Here is a 14,769-nt window from a genome sequence, read left to right on the forward strand (position 1 = left end):
CCGCAGGCCAAGAGAGGGGCTGGCCCCTCTCAAAGCTCAGCACTCAAAGCCAAAGGAAGGGCTGAATGAAGATCACCAAGATAACGCTCTGGTCTGTCGACCTGACCAGCCATGAGACCTATCACATGGCCGAGGGCAAAACCTGTGCCACCGTAACCTCTCATGTCCTTCGGCTTGAGACGGACACGGGCCCGCACGGGTGGGGCGAAGTCTGTCCGATCCCACATTACCTGCCAGCTTATGCTGATGGTGTGCAAGCGGCCGTGGCAGAGATGGCCCCTGAAATTCTTGGCATGTCCCCTTTTGGCGTCGATGCGCCAATGCGCAAGCTGGATGCGTTTTTGCACGGGCATCTCTATGCGAAATCCATCGTGGATATCGCGCTCTGGGATCTGTTTGGTCGGGCCTCGGGTCTGCCGGTCTACGCACTCTTGGGTGGGCGCGCGCGGGCGGACATGCCGCTGTATCACTCGATCACCTGCATTGCACCGGACGAGATGGCCCGGATCGCCCAAACCGCGTATCAAGCCGGAATTCGCCAGTTTCAAGTCAAGCTGGGTGTCGAAGGTGACTGGCAGGCCGATGCCGAGCGTCTGATCAAAGTGCGCGAGGCCGTTGGGTCGGGGCCGTTGGTCTATGGCGACTGGAATTGCGGCGCTTCGCGGTTGCAGGCAACGCGAACAGGGCGCGCCGTGGCGCATCTGGACGTGATGTTGGAACAACCCTGTAAAACGCTCGAGGATTGCGCTGCGGTCCGTCAGGCCACGGGCCTGCCGATGAAGATCGATGAAAATGCGTATGACCTCGCATCACTGATGCAGGCGCACAGGCTGGGCTGCATGGATGCGGTTGCGTTGAAGCTGTCGAAATTCGGCGGCCTGTCCGCGATGCGACGGGCGCGTGATCTGACCGTGCATCTAGGGGCCGAGATTTGTGCCGAATGCACCTGGGGGTCGGATATCATCACGGCAGCGTCTCTGCATTTTGCCGCTTCAACCCCGCATGGATCGCTTATGAATACCTGCGATCTGTCCTCTTACGTTGCCCCGCGTCTGTGCCCCGACGCACCAAACCGTGAAAACGGGCGGATTGCGCCGCCCGATGGTCCAGGTTTAGGTGTGGAGCCTGATCTTGAAATTCTTGGCACCCCGATTTTGGAGATTGATTGAGATGCTGAAAATCCAGACACAGTCCGAGTGGATCGCCCGCGCAAACGAGGTTTTGCCTGCGGGCGGTTTCGGCAATTTCGATCCCGGCATCATCATCGCCCGCGGCGAAGGCAGCCACGTCTGGGACGAGGATGGCAAGGAATACATCGACTATCTGATCGGGTCCGGCCCGATGTTGCTGGGCCACGGCCATCCCGAGGTGATGGAGGCCGTGCTGGAACAGCTTCCCAAGGGAATGACCTTCTTTGCCAATAACAGCAAGGGGATCGAACTGGCCGAGGCCATCATTGATGCCGTTCCGTGCTGCGAACAGGTGCGCTTTGTTGCATCAGGTGGTGAAGCCGACATGTATGCCATACGGCTGGCACGGGCCTATACCGGTCGCAACAAGATCCTCAAATTCGAAGGTGGCTACCACGGGATGAGCGCCGAGGCGCAAATGAGTCTTGCGCCCAGCCGTCGGGTAAATTTCCCTCAGGCCGTGCCCGACAGTGCCGGAATTCCCGAAAGTGTGGCCGAGCAAATGTTGATCGCGCCCTTTAATGATCTTGAGGCTGTGGCGGCTCTTTTGGACGAACATGCCGATGTGGCGGCAATTATGGTCGAACCGCTGCAGCGGATTGTCCCTCCTGTGCCGGGATATCTGCAAGGATTGCGTGATTTGTGCGACAAACACGATGTGCTGCTGATCTTCGATGAGATCGTCACCGGGTTTCGCCTGGCATATGGAGGGGCGCAGGAGCGTTATGGCGTGACCCCCGATATCTGCACGCTGGGCAAGATTACCGGTGGTGGGTTTCCTCTGGCCGCCTTGGGCGCAAGCGCCGAGATCATGAAGCATTTCGACAAATCGAAGGTCGGAGAAGAAGGCTGGTTGATGCAGTTGGGCACCTTGTCAGGAAATCCTGTGGCCTCGGCCGCAGGGTTGAAGACAATGGAAATTCTGCAGCGTGACGGGGCCTATGAGCGCCTGCGCGACATCGGGCGGCAGTTGCAACAGATGCAATCCGACGCGCTGAGCGATGCCGGTATTGTGCATCGCATCTGCGGGGACGAAACCCTGTTCGATATCTATTTTACCGAGGCCGAATGCAGGGACTACCGCAGCGCCTTTCATGATGATCCTGCGCGCAACGCAACATATAATGCGGCTTTGCGGTCGCATGGGATATTCAAAGCTCCGGGCAAGCTATACCCGTCATTGGCGGTCACAGATGCGGATCTGGATCAAACCAGAGAGGCCGTGCGTCACGCGGTTGCTGCAATTTCCTGAGCATGAGAAGCTTGAACAAAAAACGGGTCGCTGTTGACATCAACAGCGACCCGCAACCTTTGGAAGCCGGGGGTCAGTCTCGCCCCCTCGAATACTGATTAAATCACCGCAATCTTGAAACTTTTCGATACTTTCGAGACTGACCTGACTTCCTGATCGGTATGTCACCTTAATGCATGAACAAATGGGTCGCTACAGTGACCCAGTTCACATTGCGCGAATTTATTTTGATTTTTTCCAATCGAAAAAATCCGGCCCCGCCTGTTCCAGCAGTTCTGCGGCCATGGCCCGCGCCATATCCGCGCCATCTTCGACTGCGCCTGTGATATCCCGGCTTGCAGTTTCAGTTCCATCGGGGCGTAAAACTTCGCCACGCAGCCTGAGGGTGCCGCCATCCAGTTCGGCCAAACCTGCGATCGGCGTTTCGCACGACCCGTCCAGTGCAGCCAGCAACGTGCGTTCAGCGTTCAGCCGCTGGCCTGTTTCCGCATGATGCAACGCCTCAAGCATCTCGGCCGCACGCATATCGTCGCCGCGCCGTTCAATTCCGATGGTGCCCTGCGCGATGGCGGGCAGCATGTCGTCAGGGGAAATGGCGCTGGCCGGGATGTCATCCATGCCCAGACGACGAATGCCTGCCATGGCCAAAAAGGTGCAATCGGCAACGCCATTGTCCAACTTTTTCAGCCGGGTCTGAACATTCCCACGAAATTCGACCACCTTCAAATCCGGTCGTCGGTTCAGCAATTGAGCGCGGCGACGCAGCGAGGAGGTGCCCACAACGGCCCCCTCGGGCAGTTCGTGGATTGAACCCAAACGCGGAGAAATAAACGCGTCTCGCACATCCTCGCGTGGTAGAAAGGTGTCCAGTACGAGGCCGTCAGGCTGTGCAACGGGCATGTCTTTTGTCGAATGAACGGCGATGTCGATTTCGGCGCGCAACATCGCCTCTTCGATTTCTTTGGTGAACAGGCCCTTGTTGCCAATCTCTTTCAGCGGGCGATCAGCATCGATCATGGCGCGATTGTCGCCGGTGGTTTTGATCACCACGATCTCGAATGCGTCTTCTGGCAGGTCGAAGGCGGCACTCAGGCGTTGGCGCGTTTCGTGCGCTTGCGCCAGAGCCAGCGGCGAACCACGGGTACCAATTCTGAAGGGCGATGCGGGTGTGGGCATATTCACGGTCATGCTCACAGCTTTAGTCGCGTCACATTGCCCTGACAATGGGGGGTGAGCTTGACAAATTGCCGCCGAAGGACGACCCGTTGCCAAAACCGGATGACTGGGGGCGAATATGGCCGAGACAAAAAAACTGCTGCGGGCGCTGGCGGGTGAGGTGCAGGATGTGCCGCCGATCTGGATGATGCGTCAGGCGGGGCGGTATTTGCCCGAGTATCGCGCCACCCGTGCGCAGGCCGGTGATTTCCTGTCCTTGTGCTATAACCCTGAGCTGGCCGCCGAAGTCACATTGCAACCGATCCGGCGTTATGGGTTTGATGCAGCGATTCTGTTTGCAGATATCCTGCTGGTGCCGCAGGCCCTTGGGGCGGATCTGTGGTTTGTGACCGGCGAAGGCCCGCGCCTGTCGACCATCACGCAGCAATCCGAGTTTGACGCGTTGAAGCCGGTTGACGCGATTCATGAAACACTGTCGCCCGTTTATGAAACGGTAAAAATCCTGTCGCGGGAATTGCCCTCGGAAACCACTTTGATCGGGTTTGCCGGCGCGCCGTGGACGGTTGCAACTTATATGATCGCAGGGCGCGGCACGCCCGATCAGGGTCCTGCCCATGCGTTGCGTGAAGGGAATACCGCGCTGTTCGAGGCACTGTTGGACCGGATCACGGCCGCAACGATCGAATATCTGTCCGCGCAAATCCAAGCCGGGGCCGAGGTGGTCAAGATCTTTGACAGTTGGGCGGGGTCTTTGAAAGGTGAGGCGTTCCGCAAATACGCAGTCGAGCCGTGCCGCGTGATTACCCAGGCTATCAAAGAGCGGCATCCGGGCATTCCGGTCATCGGTTTCCCGCGTGAGGCGGGCGACGGATATATCGGGTTTGCCAAGGCGACGGGTGTGGATTGTGTCGCGCTGGACAATTCGGTGTCGCCGGATTGGGCGGCCGCGCATGTGCAGGTTGATGGCTGTGTACAGGGCAATCTGGCCTCGTCCCATATGGTGACGGGCGGACAGGCGCTGGTGGATGAGACGCGTCTCATTGTCGAGGCGTTCTCGAAAGGGCCGCATATCTTCAATCTGGGGCACGGCATCACACCGGATGCAGATCCTGATAACGTGCAACTGATGATCGATACGGTGCGCGGGCGGTAAGTGGGTGAAAGGGGGCCAGCCCCCTTCTTGGCCTGCGGCCAATTCATCCCCCGAGATATTTTTAGCCAGATGAAGTTCGGATCAACGTGGGGCGTCGAGCTCGGCGAGGATTTCATTTGTGTGCTCGCCGCGTGTTGGGCTTGGTCTGGGGTGCCACTGGTGGTTTGAAAACCGTGGCGCGGCGGTGGATTGCAGGGCGCCGTCGATCTCTTGCCAGCTGTTGCGATGGGTGTTCATCGGGTGAACCTGCGCCTCTTGTGGACTGAGCACCGGGGCGACGCAGGCATCCGTTCCGCGGAACAAGGCGTCCCAGTGGTCGCGGGGGTGACTGGCGAAGATATCGGCAAGCCGTCGCGTCAGGTCGGGCCACAGTGAGCGGTCATATTGTTTCTGGAATTCGGCGTCATTGGCGAGACCGAGGGTCTGCAAAAACTGAGTGTAGAATTTGGGTTCGAGGCATTGAACCGTGATGAAGCGGCCATCGGCACAGGCATATGCGCGGCTCCAGTGTGGGCCGTCCAGCAGGCTGTCGCCGCGAGTGTCGGACAGGTTGCCTGTTTGGCGCATGGTCATCAGAAGGTTCATCATATGGGCTGAACCGTCATAGATTGCGGCATCGACAACTGTGCCTTCGCCAGTTCTTTGTGCATTGATCAGGCCAGCCAGAATCCCTGCGACAAGATACATTGCGCCGCCACCGATATCGCCTACCAGGGTAGCCGGTGTTTGCGGCGGCTGGCCGGGTTGAGAGGCATACCAGAGCGCCCCGGAAAGGGCGATATAGTTCAGATCGTGGCCTGCGGTGTTGGCCAGAGGACTATCCTGACCCCAGCCCGTCATGCGCCCATAGACCAGCTTTGGATTGCGGGTCAGACAGGGCTCGGGGCCAAGGCCCAGCTTTTCCATAACACCGGGGCGAAAACCTTCGATCAGGGTGTCGGCGGTGTCGATCAGACGTAGAGCAATTTCAAGATCATCTGGGTCTTTCAGGTCAAGCGCAATGGACCGCTTCCCGCGATCCAGAAGTGATCTTTCGGGCATTCCAGGTGTTGCAGCACCACCCTTGCGCTGAATGGTTATGACGTCAGCGCCCAGATCGGCCAACTGCATGGCTGCAAACGGGCCGGGCCCCAACCCTTCGATTTCGACAATTCGAATTCCGTTCAGCATCCTTGCCCTCCGTTTCGGGCAGAGTTTGCGGGCTGGTGGGAGGATTGCAAGCTGGATATTCGATGGCGCAGATGGTCGCCATTTCGGCAGATGTGTATCAATCGGTGCCGAATTGACCTGTTATACACGGATTTGGCGCGATAGGGTCCACGCCAGAACGGGGAACGGGCATGACGACCATTTTATCCATCAGGGATCTTCGAAAGTCTTACGCTGACGGGTTTGAGGCGCTGAAGGGTGTGTCTCTGGACATTGAAGAAGGTGAGATTCTTGCCTTGTTGGGTCCAAACGGGGCAGGAAAGACAACCTTGATCTCAACCATCTGCGGGATCACGACTCCGAGTTCCGGTGAGGTCACAGTGGGTGGACATGACATCCAGACTGACTATCGCGCAGCGCGCAGGATGATCGGGCTTGTGCCTCAGGAAATTGCCCTGGAACCGTTTGAGAATGTCTGGAACACGGTGCGCCTGTCGCGAGGGTTGTTTGGCCTTGGCAAAGACAATGCGCGGATCGAAGAGATTCTGCGCAAGCTGTCCCTTTGGGATAAGCGCAACAACGCGATCAAGGAATTGTCTGGCGGTATGAAGCGTCGGGTCCTTATCGCAAAGGCGCTGGCGCATGAGCCCCGCGTTCTGTTTCTGGACGAACCCACTGCCGGTGTGGATGTCGAGCTGCGCAAGGATATGTGGGAGATCGTGGCCGAGCTGAAACGGGACGGGGTCACCATCATTCTGACCACCCACTACATCGAAGAGGCCGAAGCCATTGCTGATCGTGTCGGCGTCATCGACAAGGGTGAACTGCTGCTAGTGCAGGACAAGGACACGCTGATGGCGCAGATGGGTAAAAAGCAGATCGAAGTCATGCTGTCAGAGCCCATCGCGCAAATCCCTGACAGTCTTGCACTGCATAACCTGACTCTGAATGGCGCAGGGTATGTTCTAGTCTACACTTACGATACACATGCGGATCGCACCGGAATCACGACATTGTTGAATGACGTATCGCAAGCCGGGCTGGTCTTGCGCGACGTGCAGACCCGGCAATCGAGCTTGGAAGAAATATTCGTCAACCTCGTATCCGGAGAAACAGTATGAACTGGACTGCAATTGCTGCCATCTACCGGTTCGAAATGTCCCGGTTCTTTCGCACACTCGCGCAGAGCTTTTTTTCGCCGGTCCTGTCCACGTCGTTGTACTTCGTGGTATTTGGCACAGCCATCGGCAGCCGCATTCAAGAGGTCGAGGGCGTCTCATACGGTGCGTTCATCGTACCGGGGCTGATTATGTTGTCGGTGGTGATGCTGTCGATTTCCAATGCGTCATTCGGAATCTATTTCCCAAAGTTTCTCGGTACCATCTACGAACTGCTGTCCGCGCCGGTCAATTTCTTCGAAATCGTGATCGGGTATGTTGGCGCAGCCGCCACCAAGGCGCTGTTTGTGGGTCTGGTGATATTGGCGACGGCCACTTTTTTTGTGGATATACGAATCGAACATCCCTTTGCCATGGCCGCGTTTCTGATCTTGTCCTGCCTCAGCTTTTCTTTGCTGGGATTCATCATCGGCATCTGGGCCAGCAATTTCGAACAGATGTCACTGGTGCCGCAGCTTGTGGTGACGCCACTGATCTTTCTGGGCGGCACGTTTTATTCGATCTCGATGCTGCCGCCCTTGTGGCAGACCATTACCTTGTTCAATCCCGTCGTTTACCTGATTTCGGGCTTCCGCTGGTCATTCTACGGGTCGGCGGATGTGCCGATTGTTCTTAGTTTGCTGGCTATTCTCGCCTTTACAGGGCTCTGTTTGGCGGTCATCGGCTGGATCTTCAAAACCGGTTGGCGCATTCGCAGCTGACATTGCCAAGGCGTTGCATTTTTGCCCATTGAGTGTGTGAATCTGGTTGGCGGCGCGCTTAAGGCCTGATGAGTCCCTTGTTTACGGGTTGGGGGCACTCTACATCGGCACCCATGAAACTCAGCCTGCCGTTTGTTAAAAAGCACCCCTGCGTGGCCATTGTCCGCCTGTCCGGCGCCATTGGAATGGCGGGGCGGGGCGCGTTGAACGACACGACCCTGGCCCCTGTTCTGGAAAAGGCGTTTCGCAAGGGAAAACCTGCGGCAGTGGCGCTTGAGCTTAATTCCCCGGGCGGGTCCCCGGTGCAAAGTTCGCTGATCGGTGCCCGTATCCGGCGTTTGTCGAAAGAGCTGGATGTGCCCGTGATTGCCTTTGTCGAGGATGTTGCGGCCTCGGGCGGCTATTGGCTGGCTGCTGCTGCAGATGAGATCTGGGCCGATGACAGCTCGGTACTGGGCTCGATCGGGGTAATCTCGGCCGGGTTTGGCGCGCATGTCTTTTTGGCTCGGCAGGGGTTCGAGCGGCGCGTGCATACGGCGGGCCAATCGAAATCCATGCTGGATCCGTTTGCGCCGGAAAAGAAAGAGGACGTGGCCCGCCTTCAGGGGTTGTTGGGAGACATCCACGAAAACTTCATTGACCATGTCAAAGCGCGACGAGGCGACAAGCTGGATCACGGTGCCGATCTGTTCACGGGTGAAGTCTGGCTGGCGCGCCGTGCGCAAGAATTGGGTCTGATTGATGGCATTGCCCATCTCAAACCCAAGATGCAGGAACGCTTTGGCGAAAAGGTCAAGTTCCGCCGCTACAGCGTGCGTAAACCGATCTGGACGCGCTTTGGGGCCAGCCTGGCACAGGATGCTATCGCCGGATTAGAGGAGCGTGCAGCCTACGCGCGTTTCGGTTTGTGACGTGATCATCAAGGCTGTCACCCTTTTCCTGATTGCCATGGTCGTATTGGCGATGTTTGGCAAGCTGCGCTTTCCGGGGCAAAAGAAGTTGAGCTCTGCGAAATGTCCGCGCTGCGGGCGGTATCGAATCGGCAAAGGCCCCTGCGCCTGCGAAAAAGGAGGCCGGACTTGATTTCCACTTGGCTGTTGTCCGGTCTGGGCCTGTTGATTCTGTTGCTGGCAGGCGACGCCCTTGTGCGAGGTGCCGTGAACCTGAGCCTGCGCCTGGGTGTTCCGGCGTTGATCGTCAGCCTGACGATTGTGGCCTTCGGCACATCCGCACCCGAGCTTCTGATTGCGATCAGTGCTTTGAAAGAAAACGCCCCCGGTATCGCACTGGGTAATGTGGTCGGATCCAACACGGCGAACATCCTGTTGGTTCTGGGTCTTCCCGCGCTGCTTGCAACTTTGCACACCAGCGAGTGTAACAGCCGCAGGAATTATGTGTTCATGCTGATGGCGACGGTTCTGTTCATCGGGTTGGCATTTTGCGGAACCTTTACCTTCTTCAGTGGTCTGATCTTGCTGGCGGCTTTGGGCTTTGTCCTTCTGAACGCTTTTCGTGAGGCAAAGGCACATCGCAAAGCCTGTGGTGAGGCTTGCGTGGGTGAAGAGCTTGAGGGTCTGGAAGAAGCCGATCCTGACATGCCGTATTGGAAGGTATCTTTTTACCTTATCCTCGGGCTGATTGGATTGCCGATGGGTGCGCACCTGTTGGTGGATAACGCGACGATCATCGCACGGACCTATGGGGTCAGTGAAACGGTTATCGGTTTGACGTTGATCGCGGTCGGAACGTCTTTGCCCGAGCTGGCGACAACCGTCATGGCTGCGCTGCGCAGGCAAGCGGATGTGGCGCTGGGCAATGTGATCGGCTCAAACATGTTCAACCTACTGGCCATCATCGGAATCGCAACCTGGTTTGGTCGCATACCGGTTGATCCCGAATTCCTGCAATTCGACCTATGGGTCATGCTGGGCGCATCGCTGCTGCTGGCTCCGTTTGTATTTTTCAAACAGGATATCTCGCGCATCTGGGGGTTGGTGTTGACTTTCCTTTATGTGCTTTATGTCACCGTATTGCTGGTGTGATCTGACAAAACGAGGTGAAGCATGACCCGAGCTTTAGTGACCGGCGCCGGTATTCGTCTGGGCCGGGCCATGGCGCTGTATCTGGCAGGTCGTGGATATGATGTGGCCGTGCATTACTCCACATCGGAGCAGCCCGCGCAGGAAACTGTAGCCAAGGTAACGGCGCTGGGCCGCCAAGCGGTGGCACTGCAGGCCGATCTACTGGACGAAGCTCAGGTCCAGGCGCTGCTGCCCAAGGCAGCAGAAGCGCTGGGTGGGCCGATCACCTGTCTGGTGAACAACGCATCGATCTTTGAATACGACAATATTCACACCGCAACCCGCCAAAGCTGGGATCGCCATCTCGACAGCAACCTGCGTGCGCCATTCGTTCTGACGCAGGCTATGGCAGAGCAGGCGCTGTCCGCCGACACAGATGAAAGCGGCGAACCTCTGGCCGCGGGCCTGATCGTCAATATGGTGGACATGAGGGTGCGAAAGCTGACGCCAGAGTTCATGTCCTACACCATCGCGAAAATGGGGCTGTGGGCCCTGACCCGAACGGCTGCGCAAGCCCTGTCACCTGACATTCGGGTCAACGCGATCGGTCCCGGCCCGACGGTTCAGGGGCATCGCCAAAGCGAACAACATTTTCAGGCGCAACGATCGAACACGGTTCTGGAACGCGGGTCGAACCCTTCAGATATCACAGCCGCGCTGGGGTATTTTCTGGATGCGCACGCCGTCACGGGGCAACTGCTCTGCGTCGATGGAGGTCAGCATCTGGGGTGGAAAACACCGGATGTTCTGGGTGTTGAATGAGCAAATTTGCTGCAAGTTTTGCACTGCTCTCATTTCCGTTACCTTCACGTTACAAAAATGTCTTTTTTTTCATACACTTGCTAAGTTTCGAAAAATATGTTGTTAAAAAACAAATACTTATATTATTGCCTATTTTTTAGGCAGGTAAAGGAAAAGGTAAGGAAACAAGGGATTTTCCGATCCTCCAGAAACTTATCTGCATACTTATCCACAGAATCCGTGGATTTGTTTTCTCTTGATCTGAGAAGCGTGAGATTGCAGCCAGTGCCGGAGAATCATATCTCAAGGTCATGACCACCGACAGCGAATCGTCCCCCACCGGCTATGCCTGTATTCAGCGTTATGTGAAAACGCTGGACAGCTCGCCGGGCGTTTATCGGATGCTGGATGCGGACAGCCGGGTTCTGTACGTGGGCAAGGCGCGGAACCTCAAGGCGCGGGTGTCGAATTATACACGCCCCGGGCATTCCGGCCGGATCGAGAAGATGATCGCCTCGACCGCCTCGATGATGTTCCTGACCACGCGGACCGAGACTGAGGCGCTGTTGCTTGAGCAAAACCTGATCAAGCAGCTCAAGCCCAAGTACAACGTGTTGCTGCGCGACGATAAGAGTTTCCCGAATATTCTGGTCGCGAAAAGCCATGCGTTTCCGCAGATCAAAAAGCACCGCGGGGCAAAAAAGGAGAAAGGCGCCTATTTTGGCCCCTTCGCCAGTGCCGGTGCGGTGAATCGGACTTTGAACCAATTGCAAAAGGCGTTCCTGCTGCGCAACTGCTCGGACTCTATGTTCGAGAGCCGAACGCGGCCCTGTCTGCTCTATCAGATCAAACGCTGCTCGGGGCCGTGCGTCGGGTTGATCTCGGAAGAGGCATACCGCGAAAGCGTCAAAGACGCAGAACGCTTCCTGTCGGGCCGGTCGACCAAAGTGCAGGAGGACCTGGCCGAACAGATGATGGCCGCGTCCGAGGCGATGGAGTTCGAACGCGCCGCTGGTCTGCGGGATCGTATCAGGGCGCTGACACAGGTGCAGACCTCGCAAGGCATCAACCCACGTGGCGTGGCCGAGGCGGATGTGATCGGTTTGTATATGGATAGCGGACAGGCCTGTGTTCAGGTGTTTTTCATCCGCGCCAACCAGAACTGGGGCAACAAGGATTTCTACCCACGCGTCGGGCCGGATGTTTCGCCAGCTGAAGTGATGGAGGCTTTTCTGGGCCAGTTTTACGACAACAAGGAACCGCCACGACAATTGATCCTGTCGGATGCCATCGAAAACGCGGATCTTATGCAGGATGCATTGACCGAGAAGGTTGGCCGCAAGGTGGAAATTCTGGTGCCTCAACGCGGAGAAAAGCAGGAGCTGGTTGCAGGCGCTTTGCGCAATGCACGGGAGTCTCTGGCCCGCCGCATGTCGGAAAGCGCCACGCAGGCCAAACTGCTGCGCGGGGTGGCCGAAGCGTTTGATCTCGATGGCCCGCCGGGCCGGATTGAGGTCTACGACAACTCACACATTCAGGGCACCAACGCAGTAGGCGGCATGATCGTCGCAGGCCCCGAAGGCTTTATGAAAAACGCCTATCGCAAGTTCAATATCCGGGGCGATGATCTGACACCGGGTGACGATTTCGGCATGATGAAAGAGGTGCTGAATCGTCGATTCACCCGTCTGCAAAAGGAAGACCCGGATCGGGACAAAGGGCTCTGGCCCGATCTGCTGCTGATTGATGGCGGTGCCGGGCAGGTGAGCGCCGTGCATGAGATCATGCAGGCCCATGGGGTTGAAGACATTCCTATGGTCGGTGTGGCCAAAGGGGTCGACCGCGACCATGGCAAGGAAGAGTTTCACCGGATCGGACAGCGGCCCTTTGCCCTGAAACGCAATGACCCGGTGCTGTATTTCATTCAACGCCTAAGGGATGAGGCGCATAGGTTCGCAATCGGCACCCATCGCGCAAGGCGGGCCAAGGCCGTAGGTGCGACCCCATTGGACGAAATTCCCGGCGTGGGTGCTGCGCGCAAACGTGCTTTGCTGACGCATTTCGGCAGCGCCAAGGCCGTCAGCCGGGCCAATCTTGCGGATCTGAAGGCTGTTGACGGGATCTCGGCCGGGTTGGCGCAGAAGGTCTATGATTTCTTCCACGACAAAGGTTAGGCGCGCCGACCCCGCCATAGGATAAAAAGGCCGGATGCAACGATCAGCGCGCTTCCAATCCACATTGCAGGATCAAGACTCTCACCGAACATCGCTACACCCAGCCCTATACCGAACAGCAGGCGGGTATAGCGGAAGGGGGTCACGGCGGACACTTCGCCTGTGCGCATGGCCTTCATCAGCGAGGCATAAGCTATGACCCCCATCAGCACCGCGCCGGCCAGGTGCAGGCTGGTGTGGAAGCCAACCGGTGCCACAGGCGCACCCTCCCAAAACCGATAGGCGAGACCCGCCACGATAATGCTTAGGAACCCGTAAAACCCCAGAACCTCAGTCCCCAAGGTGGCTGGGGCCGCACGGCTGGCAAGATCACGCCCGGCAAACCCCAACATCCCAAGCACCGCCAGTATCGACAGCATCGAAAAGCTGTCACCGGTCGGTTGCAGAATGATCACGACACCGATCATTCCGACGAAAATGGCGCTCCACCTCCGCCAGCCGACCGCTTCGCCAAAGAACAGCGCGGCACCCGCAACCACGACAAGCGGCGTGGCTTGCAGGATCACTGTGGCCGAAGACAGAGGCGTCAAAGCAATGGCCAACACATAGAACAACCGACCAAAGATTTCGAACAGAACCCGAACTTTCATCGGGCGGGAAAGGACATCGGGATGCAGCAAGCGTTGCCCGCGGGCCAATGCGACCCCGGCAAAAATCACGGACCCGCCCGCGCCGAACAGCACCAAGACTTGCCAGATCGGAAGTACGGCCGAGGTCGCTTTCAGCAAGGCATCCTCCAAAGCGAAGCCCACCATTGCGGCGATCATCCAGAGGCTGCCGATCATGTTCGATCGGGCATCGGTTTGAATATGCGCTGTCATCTTGCACTTTCGGGCTTGCGTTCGACTGGCAATCTGACCGCTAAGCCGGGAAAGGCCAAGAGGCACTGTTCTGTGGTGTCAGGCCTGCGGCGCTTTGACCAAGTGGTTGCGAGGGATGCAGTTTTTTAACCGTTTGCCTTTTCTGTCCCGGACTGGCGATATAGGGTCCAAGCCATGAAGTGGAATTTACCCAATATCCTGACCGTCCTGCGCCTGCTGGCCGCGCCCAGCCTGGCCGTTATGTTTTTGTATTTCACCCGTCCTTATGCGGATTGGTTCGCTTTGATCCTGTTCCTGACGGCTGCGATCACGGATTGGTTCGATGGCTATCTGGCCCGAGCGTGGAAACAGGAAACCAAGATCGGTGCGATGCTGGACCCGATTGCCGACAAGGCGATGGTGGTGATCGCATTGATGATTCTGGTTGGCTACTCGACCGAACACTGGACGCCATGGCTGGTGCTGCCCGCCACCGTGATCCTGTTTCGCGAAGTCTTCGTCTCAGGTCTGCGCGAATATCTGGGCGATGTAGCGGGGACACTGAAGGTCACAAAACTGGCCAAGTGGAAGACCACAGCACAGATGATCGCCATCGCGGTTCTGTTTTCTCAGGGCATCTTTGAACACTATGCCGTGATGGCCAGTTTCGGCATGGATGCCGAGCTGGTCGAGCAAATTATTACGGGTCAGGTCGAAGACGTGAACCACCTGCGATGGAATGTCGACGGCATGTATTGGGCCGGCCAGATCGGGTTGTGGTTGCTTTGGGTCGCCGCGACGCTGACATTGATCACGGGCTATGACTACCTACGTAAAGCCATGCCACACCTGAAGGAGGGCTAACCGATGGATGTTCTGTATTTCGCATGGGTGCGTGAGCGCATCGGCCTGCCGAAGGAAAAGGTCGACACACAGGCAGCCACGGTCAACGATCTTGTGGCTGAACTCAGCGCCCGGGAAGACCGCTATGCCGCAGCCTTTTCCGACCTGTCCGCTTTGCGGGTTGCGCTGGATCAGGAGCTTTCTGATTTTGATGCTTCGTTGGCAGGTGTGCGCGAGGTTGCATTTTTCCCACCGATGACGGGTGGTTAAG

14 protein-coding genes are annotated in these 14,769 nt (G+C 57.4%); 11 read left to right on the forward strand and 3 right to left on the reverse strand.

Annotation, left to right across the window (positions count from 1 at the left end; all coding sequences use genetic code 11):
* The first annotated feature begins 65 nt into the window (after nucleotides 1-65).
* Together AC2FLD_RS07835 and AC2FLD_RS07840 are read left to right on the forward strand one after the other, a co-directional pair.
* Nucleotides 66-1,169: a mandelate racemase/muconate lactonizing enzyme family protein gene (locus AC2FLD_RS07835; RefSeq protein WP_496668419.1), complete on the forward strand. Its 1,104-nt coding sequence runs from the start codon at nucleotides 66-68 to the stop codon at nucleotides 1,167-1,169.
* 1 nt (nucleotide 1,170) lies between these two features.
* Nucleotides 1,171-2,442 carry an aspartate aminotransferase family protein gene (locus AC2FLD_RS07840; RefSeq protein ID WP_496668421.1) on the forward strand — a complete coding sequence of 424 codons (1,272 nt, stop codon included), beginning with the start codon at nucleotides 1,171-1,173 and terminating at the stop codon, nucleotides 2,440-2,442.
* A 222-nt stretch (nucleotides 2,443-2,664) separates the two neighbouring features.
* Here AC2FLD_RS07840 and hemC read toward each other — a convergent pair whose 3' ends face one another.
* A complete protein-coding gene (gene hemC, locus AC2FLD_RS07845) occupies nucleotides 2,665-3,630 on the reverse strand; it encodes a hydroxymethylbilane synthase (protein WP_496668423.1) in 966 nt (321 codons plus the stop codon).
* 106 nt (nucleotides 3,631-3,736) lie between these two features.
* Here hemC and hemE point away from each other — a divergent pair, with 106 nt between their 5' ends.
* Complete coding sequence (gene hemE / locus AC2FLD_RS07850; RefSeq protein ID WP_496668425.1) at nucleotides 3,737-4,771, forward strand: uroporphyrinogen decarboxylase; 1,035 nt, start codon at nucleotides 3,737-3,739, stop codon at nucleotides 4,769-4,771.
* 81 nt (nucleotides 4,772-4,852) lie between these two features.
* Here hemE and AC2FLD_RS07855 read toward each other — a convergent pair whose 3' ends face one another.
* Nucleotides 4,853-5,941, reverse strand: coding sequence for a CaiB/BaiF CoA transferase family protein (locus AC2FLD_RS07855; protein WP_496668426.1), 1,089 nt, complete (start codon nucleotides 5,939-5,941; stop codon nucleotides 4,853-4,855).
* A gap of 170 nt (nucleotides 5,942-6,111) precedes the next feature.
* On the opposite strand from AC2FLD_RS07855, the gene AC2FLD_RS07860 reads away from it, so the two are divergent.
* The 6 genes from AC2FLD_RS07860 to uvrC all read left to right on the forward strand — a co-directional run bounded on the left by AC2FLD_RS07860 (nucleotide 6,112) and on the right by uvrC (nucleotide 12,795).
* Nucleotides 6,112-7,041, forward strand: a complete 930-nt coding sequence (locus AC2FLD_RS07860; protein WP_496668428.1) for an ABC transporter ATP-binding protein — start codon at nucleotides 6,112-6,114, stop codon at nucleotides 7,039-7,041.
* Nucleotides 7,038-7,799, forward strand: coding sequence for an ABC transporter permease (locus tag AC2FLD_RS07865; RefSeq protein ID WP_050603963.1), 762 nt, complete (start codon nucleotides 7,038-7,040; stop codon nucleotides 7,797-7,799). The genes AC2FLD_RS07860 and AC2FLD_RS07865 overlap by 4 nt, the downstream gene beginning before the upstream one ends.
* A 113-nt stretch (nucleotides 7,800-7,912) precedes the next feature.
* Complete coding sequence (locus AC2FLD_RS07870; RefSeq protein WP_496668869.1) at nucleotides 7,913-8,710, forward strand: S49 family peptidase; 798 nt, start codon at nucleotides 7,913-7,915, stop codon at nucleotides 8,708-8,710.
* 171 nt (nucleotides 8,711-8,881) lie between these two features.
* The gene (locus AC2FLD_RS07875; protein ID WP_050604224.1) at nucleotides 8,882-9,841 is read left to right on the forward strand and encodes a calcium/sodium antiporter; all 960 of its coding nucleotides are present in this window, start codon (nucleotides 8,882-8,884) and stop codon (nucleotides 9,839-9,841) included.
* Nucleotides 9,842-9,862: 21 nt separating this feature from the next.
* Nucleotides 9,863-10,642 carry an SDR family oxidoreductase gene (locus tag AC2FLD_RS07880; RefSeq protein ID WP_496668430.1) on the forward strand — a complete coding sequence of 260 codons (780 nt, stop codon included), beginning with the start codon at nucleotides 9,863-9,865 and terminating at the stop codon, nucleotides 10,640-10,642.
* 290 nt (nucleotides 10,643-10,932) lie between these two features.
* Nucleotides 10,933-12,795: an excinuclease ABC subunit UvrC gene (gene uvrC, locus AC2FLD_RS07885; protein ID WP_496668432.1), complete on the forward strand. Its 1,863-nt coding sequence runs from the start codon at nucleotides 10,933-10,935 to the stop codon at nucleotides 12,793-12,795.
* Here the strand turns inward: uvrC and AC2FLD_RS07890 are convergent.
* Nucleotides 12,792-13,676: a DMT family transporter gene (locus AC2FLD_RS07890; RefSeq protein ID WP_496668434.1), complete on the reverse strand. Its 885-nt coding sequence runs from the start codon at nucleotides 13,674-13,676 to the stop codon at nucleotides 12,792-12,794. The two genes, uvrC and AC2FLD_RS07890, sit on opposite strands and share 4 nt — an antisense overlap.
* 174 nt (nucleotides 13,677-13,850) lie before the next feature.
* Here AC2FLD_RS07890 and pgsA point away from each other — a divergent pair, with 174 nt between their 5' ends.
* Nucleotides 13,851-14,519, forward strand: a complete 669-nt coding sequence (gene pgsA / locus AC2FLD_RS07895; RefSeq protein ID WP_496668436.1) for a CDP-diacylglycerol--glycerol-3-phosphate 3-phosphatidyltransferase — start codon at nucleotides 13,851-13,853, stop codon at nucleotides 14,517-14,519.
* A 3-nt stretch (nucleotides 14,520-14,522) separates the two neighbouring features.
* Nucleotides 14,523-14,768: a molybdopterin converting factor subunit 1 gene (moaD, locus tag AC2FLD_RS07900; protein ID WP_496668438.1), complete on the forward strand. Its 246-nt coding sequence runs from the start codon at nucleotides 14,523-14,525 to the stop codon at nucleotides 14,766-14,768.
* Nucleotide 14,769 lies beyond the last annotated feature (1 nt).

The organism is Ruegeria sp. CDSA021, from assembly GCF_059612325.1.

Bases quoted from the DNA above. Each gene is read 5' to 3' on its own strand.
- hemE (WP_496668425.1), top strand. From the start codon at position 3,737: ATGGCCGAGACAAAAAAACTGCTGCGGGCGCTGGCGGGTGAGGTGCAG.
- moaD (WP_496668438.1), top strand. From the start codon at position 14,523: ATGGATGTTCTGTATTTCGCATGGGTGCGTGAGCGCATCGGCCTGCCG.
- AC2FLD_RS07855 (WP_496668426.1), bottom strand. From the start codon at position 5,941: ATGCTGAACGGAATTCGAATTGTCGAAATCGAAGGGTTGGGGCCCGGC.
- uvrC (WP_496668432.1), top strand. From the start codon at position 10,933: ATGACCACCGACAGCGAATCGTCCCCCACCGGCTATGCCTGTATTCAG.
- AC2FLD_RS07865 (WP_050603963.1), top strand. From the start codon at position 7,038: ATGAACTGGACTGCAATTGCTGCCATCTACCGGTTCGAAATGTCCCGG.
- AC2FLD_RS07890 (WP_496668434.1), bottom strand. From the start codon at position 13,676: ATGACAGCGCATATTCAAACCGATGCCCGATCGAACATGATCGGCAGC.
- AC2FLD_RS07880 (WP_496668430.1), top strand. From the start codon at position 9,863: ATGACCCGAGCTTTAGTGACCGGCGCCGGTATTCGTCTGGGCCGGGCC.
- AC2FLD_RS07870 (WP_496668869.1), top strand. From the start codon at position 7,913: ATGAAACTCAGCCTGCCGTTTGTTAAAAAGCACCCCTGCGTGGCCATT.
- hemC (WP_496668423.1), bottom strand. From the start codon at position 3,630: ATGACCGTGAATATGCCCACACCCGCATCGCCCTTCAGAATTGGTACC.
- AC2FLD_RS07860 (WP_496668428.1), top strand. From the start codon at position 6,112: ATGACGACCATTTTATCCATCAGGGATCTTCGAAAGTCTTACGCTGAC.
- AC2FLD_RS07835 (WP_496668419.1), top strand. From the start codon at position 66: ATGAAGATCACCAAGATAACGCTCTGGTCTGTCGACCTGACCAGCCAT.
- AC2FLD_RS07840 (WP_496668421.1), top strand. From the start codon at position 1,171: ATGCTGAAAATCCAGACACAGTCCGAGTGGATCGCCCGCGCAAACGAG.
- pgsA (WP_496668436.1), top strand. From the start codon at position 13,851: ATGAAGTGGAATTTACCCAATATCCTGACCGTCCTGCGCCTGCTGGCC.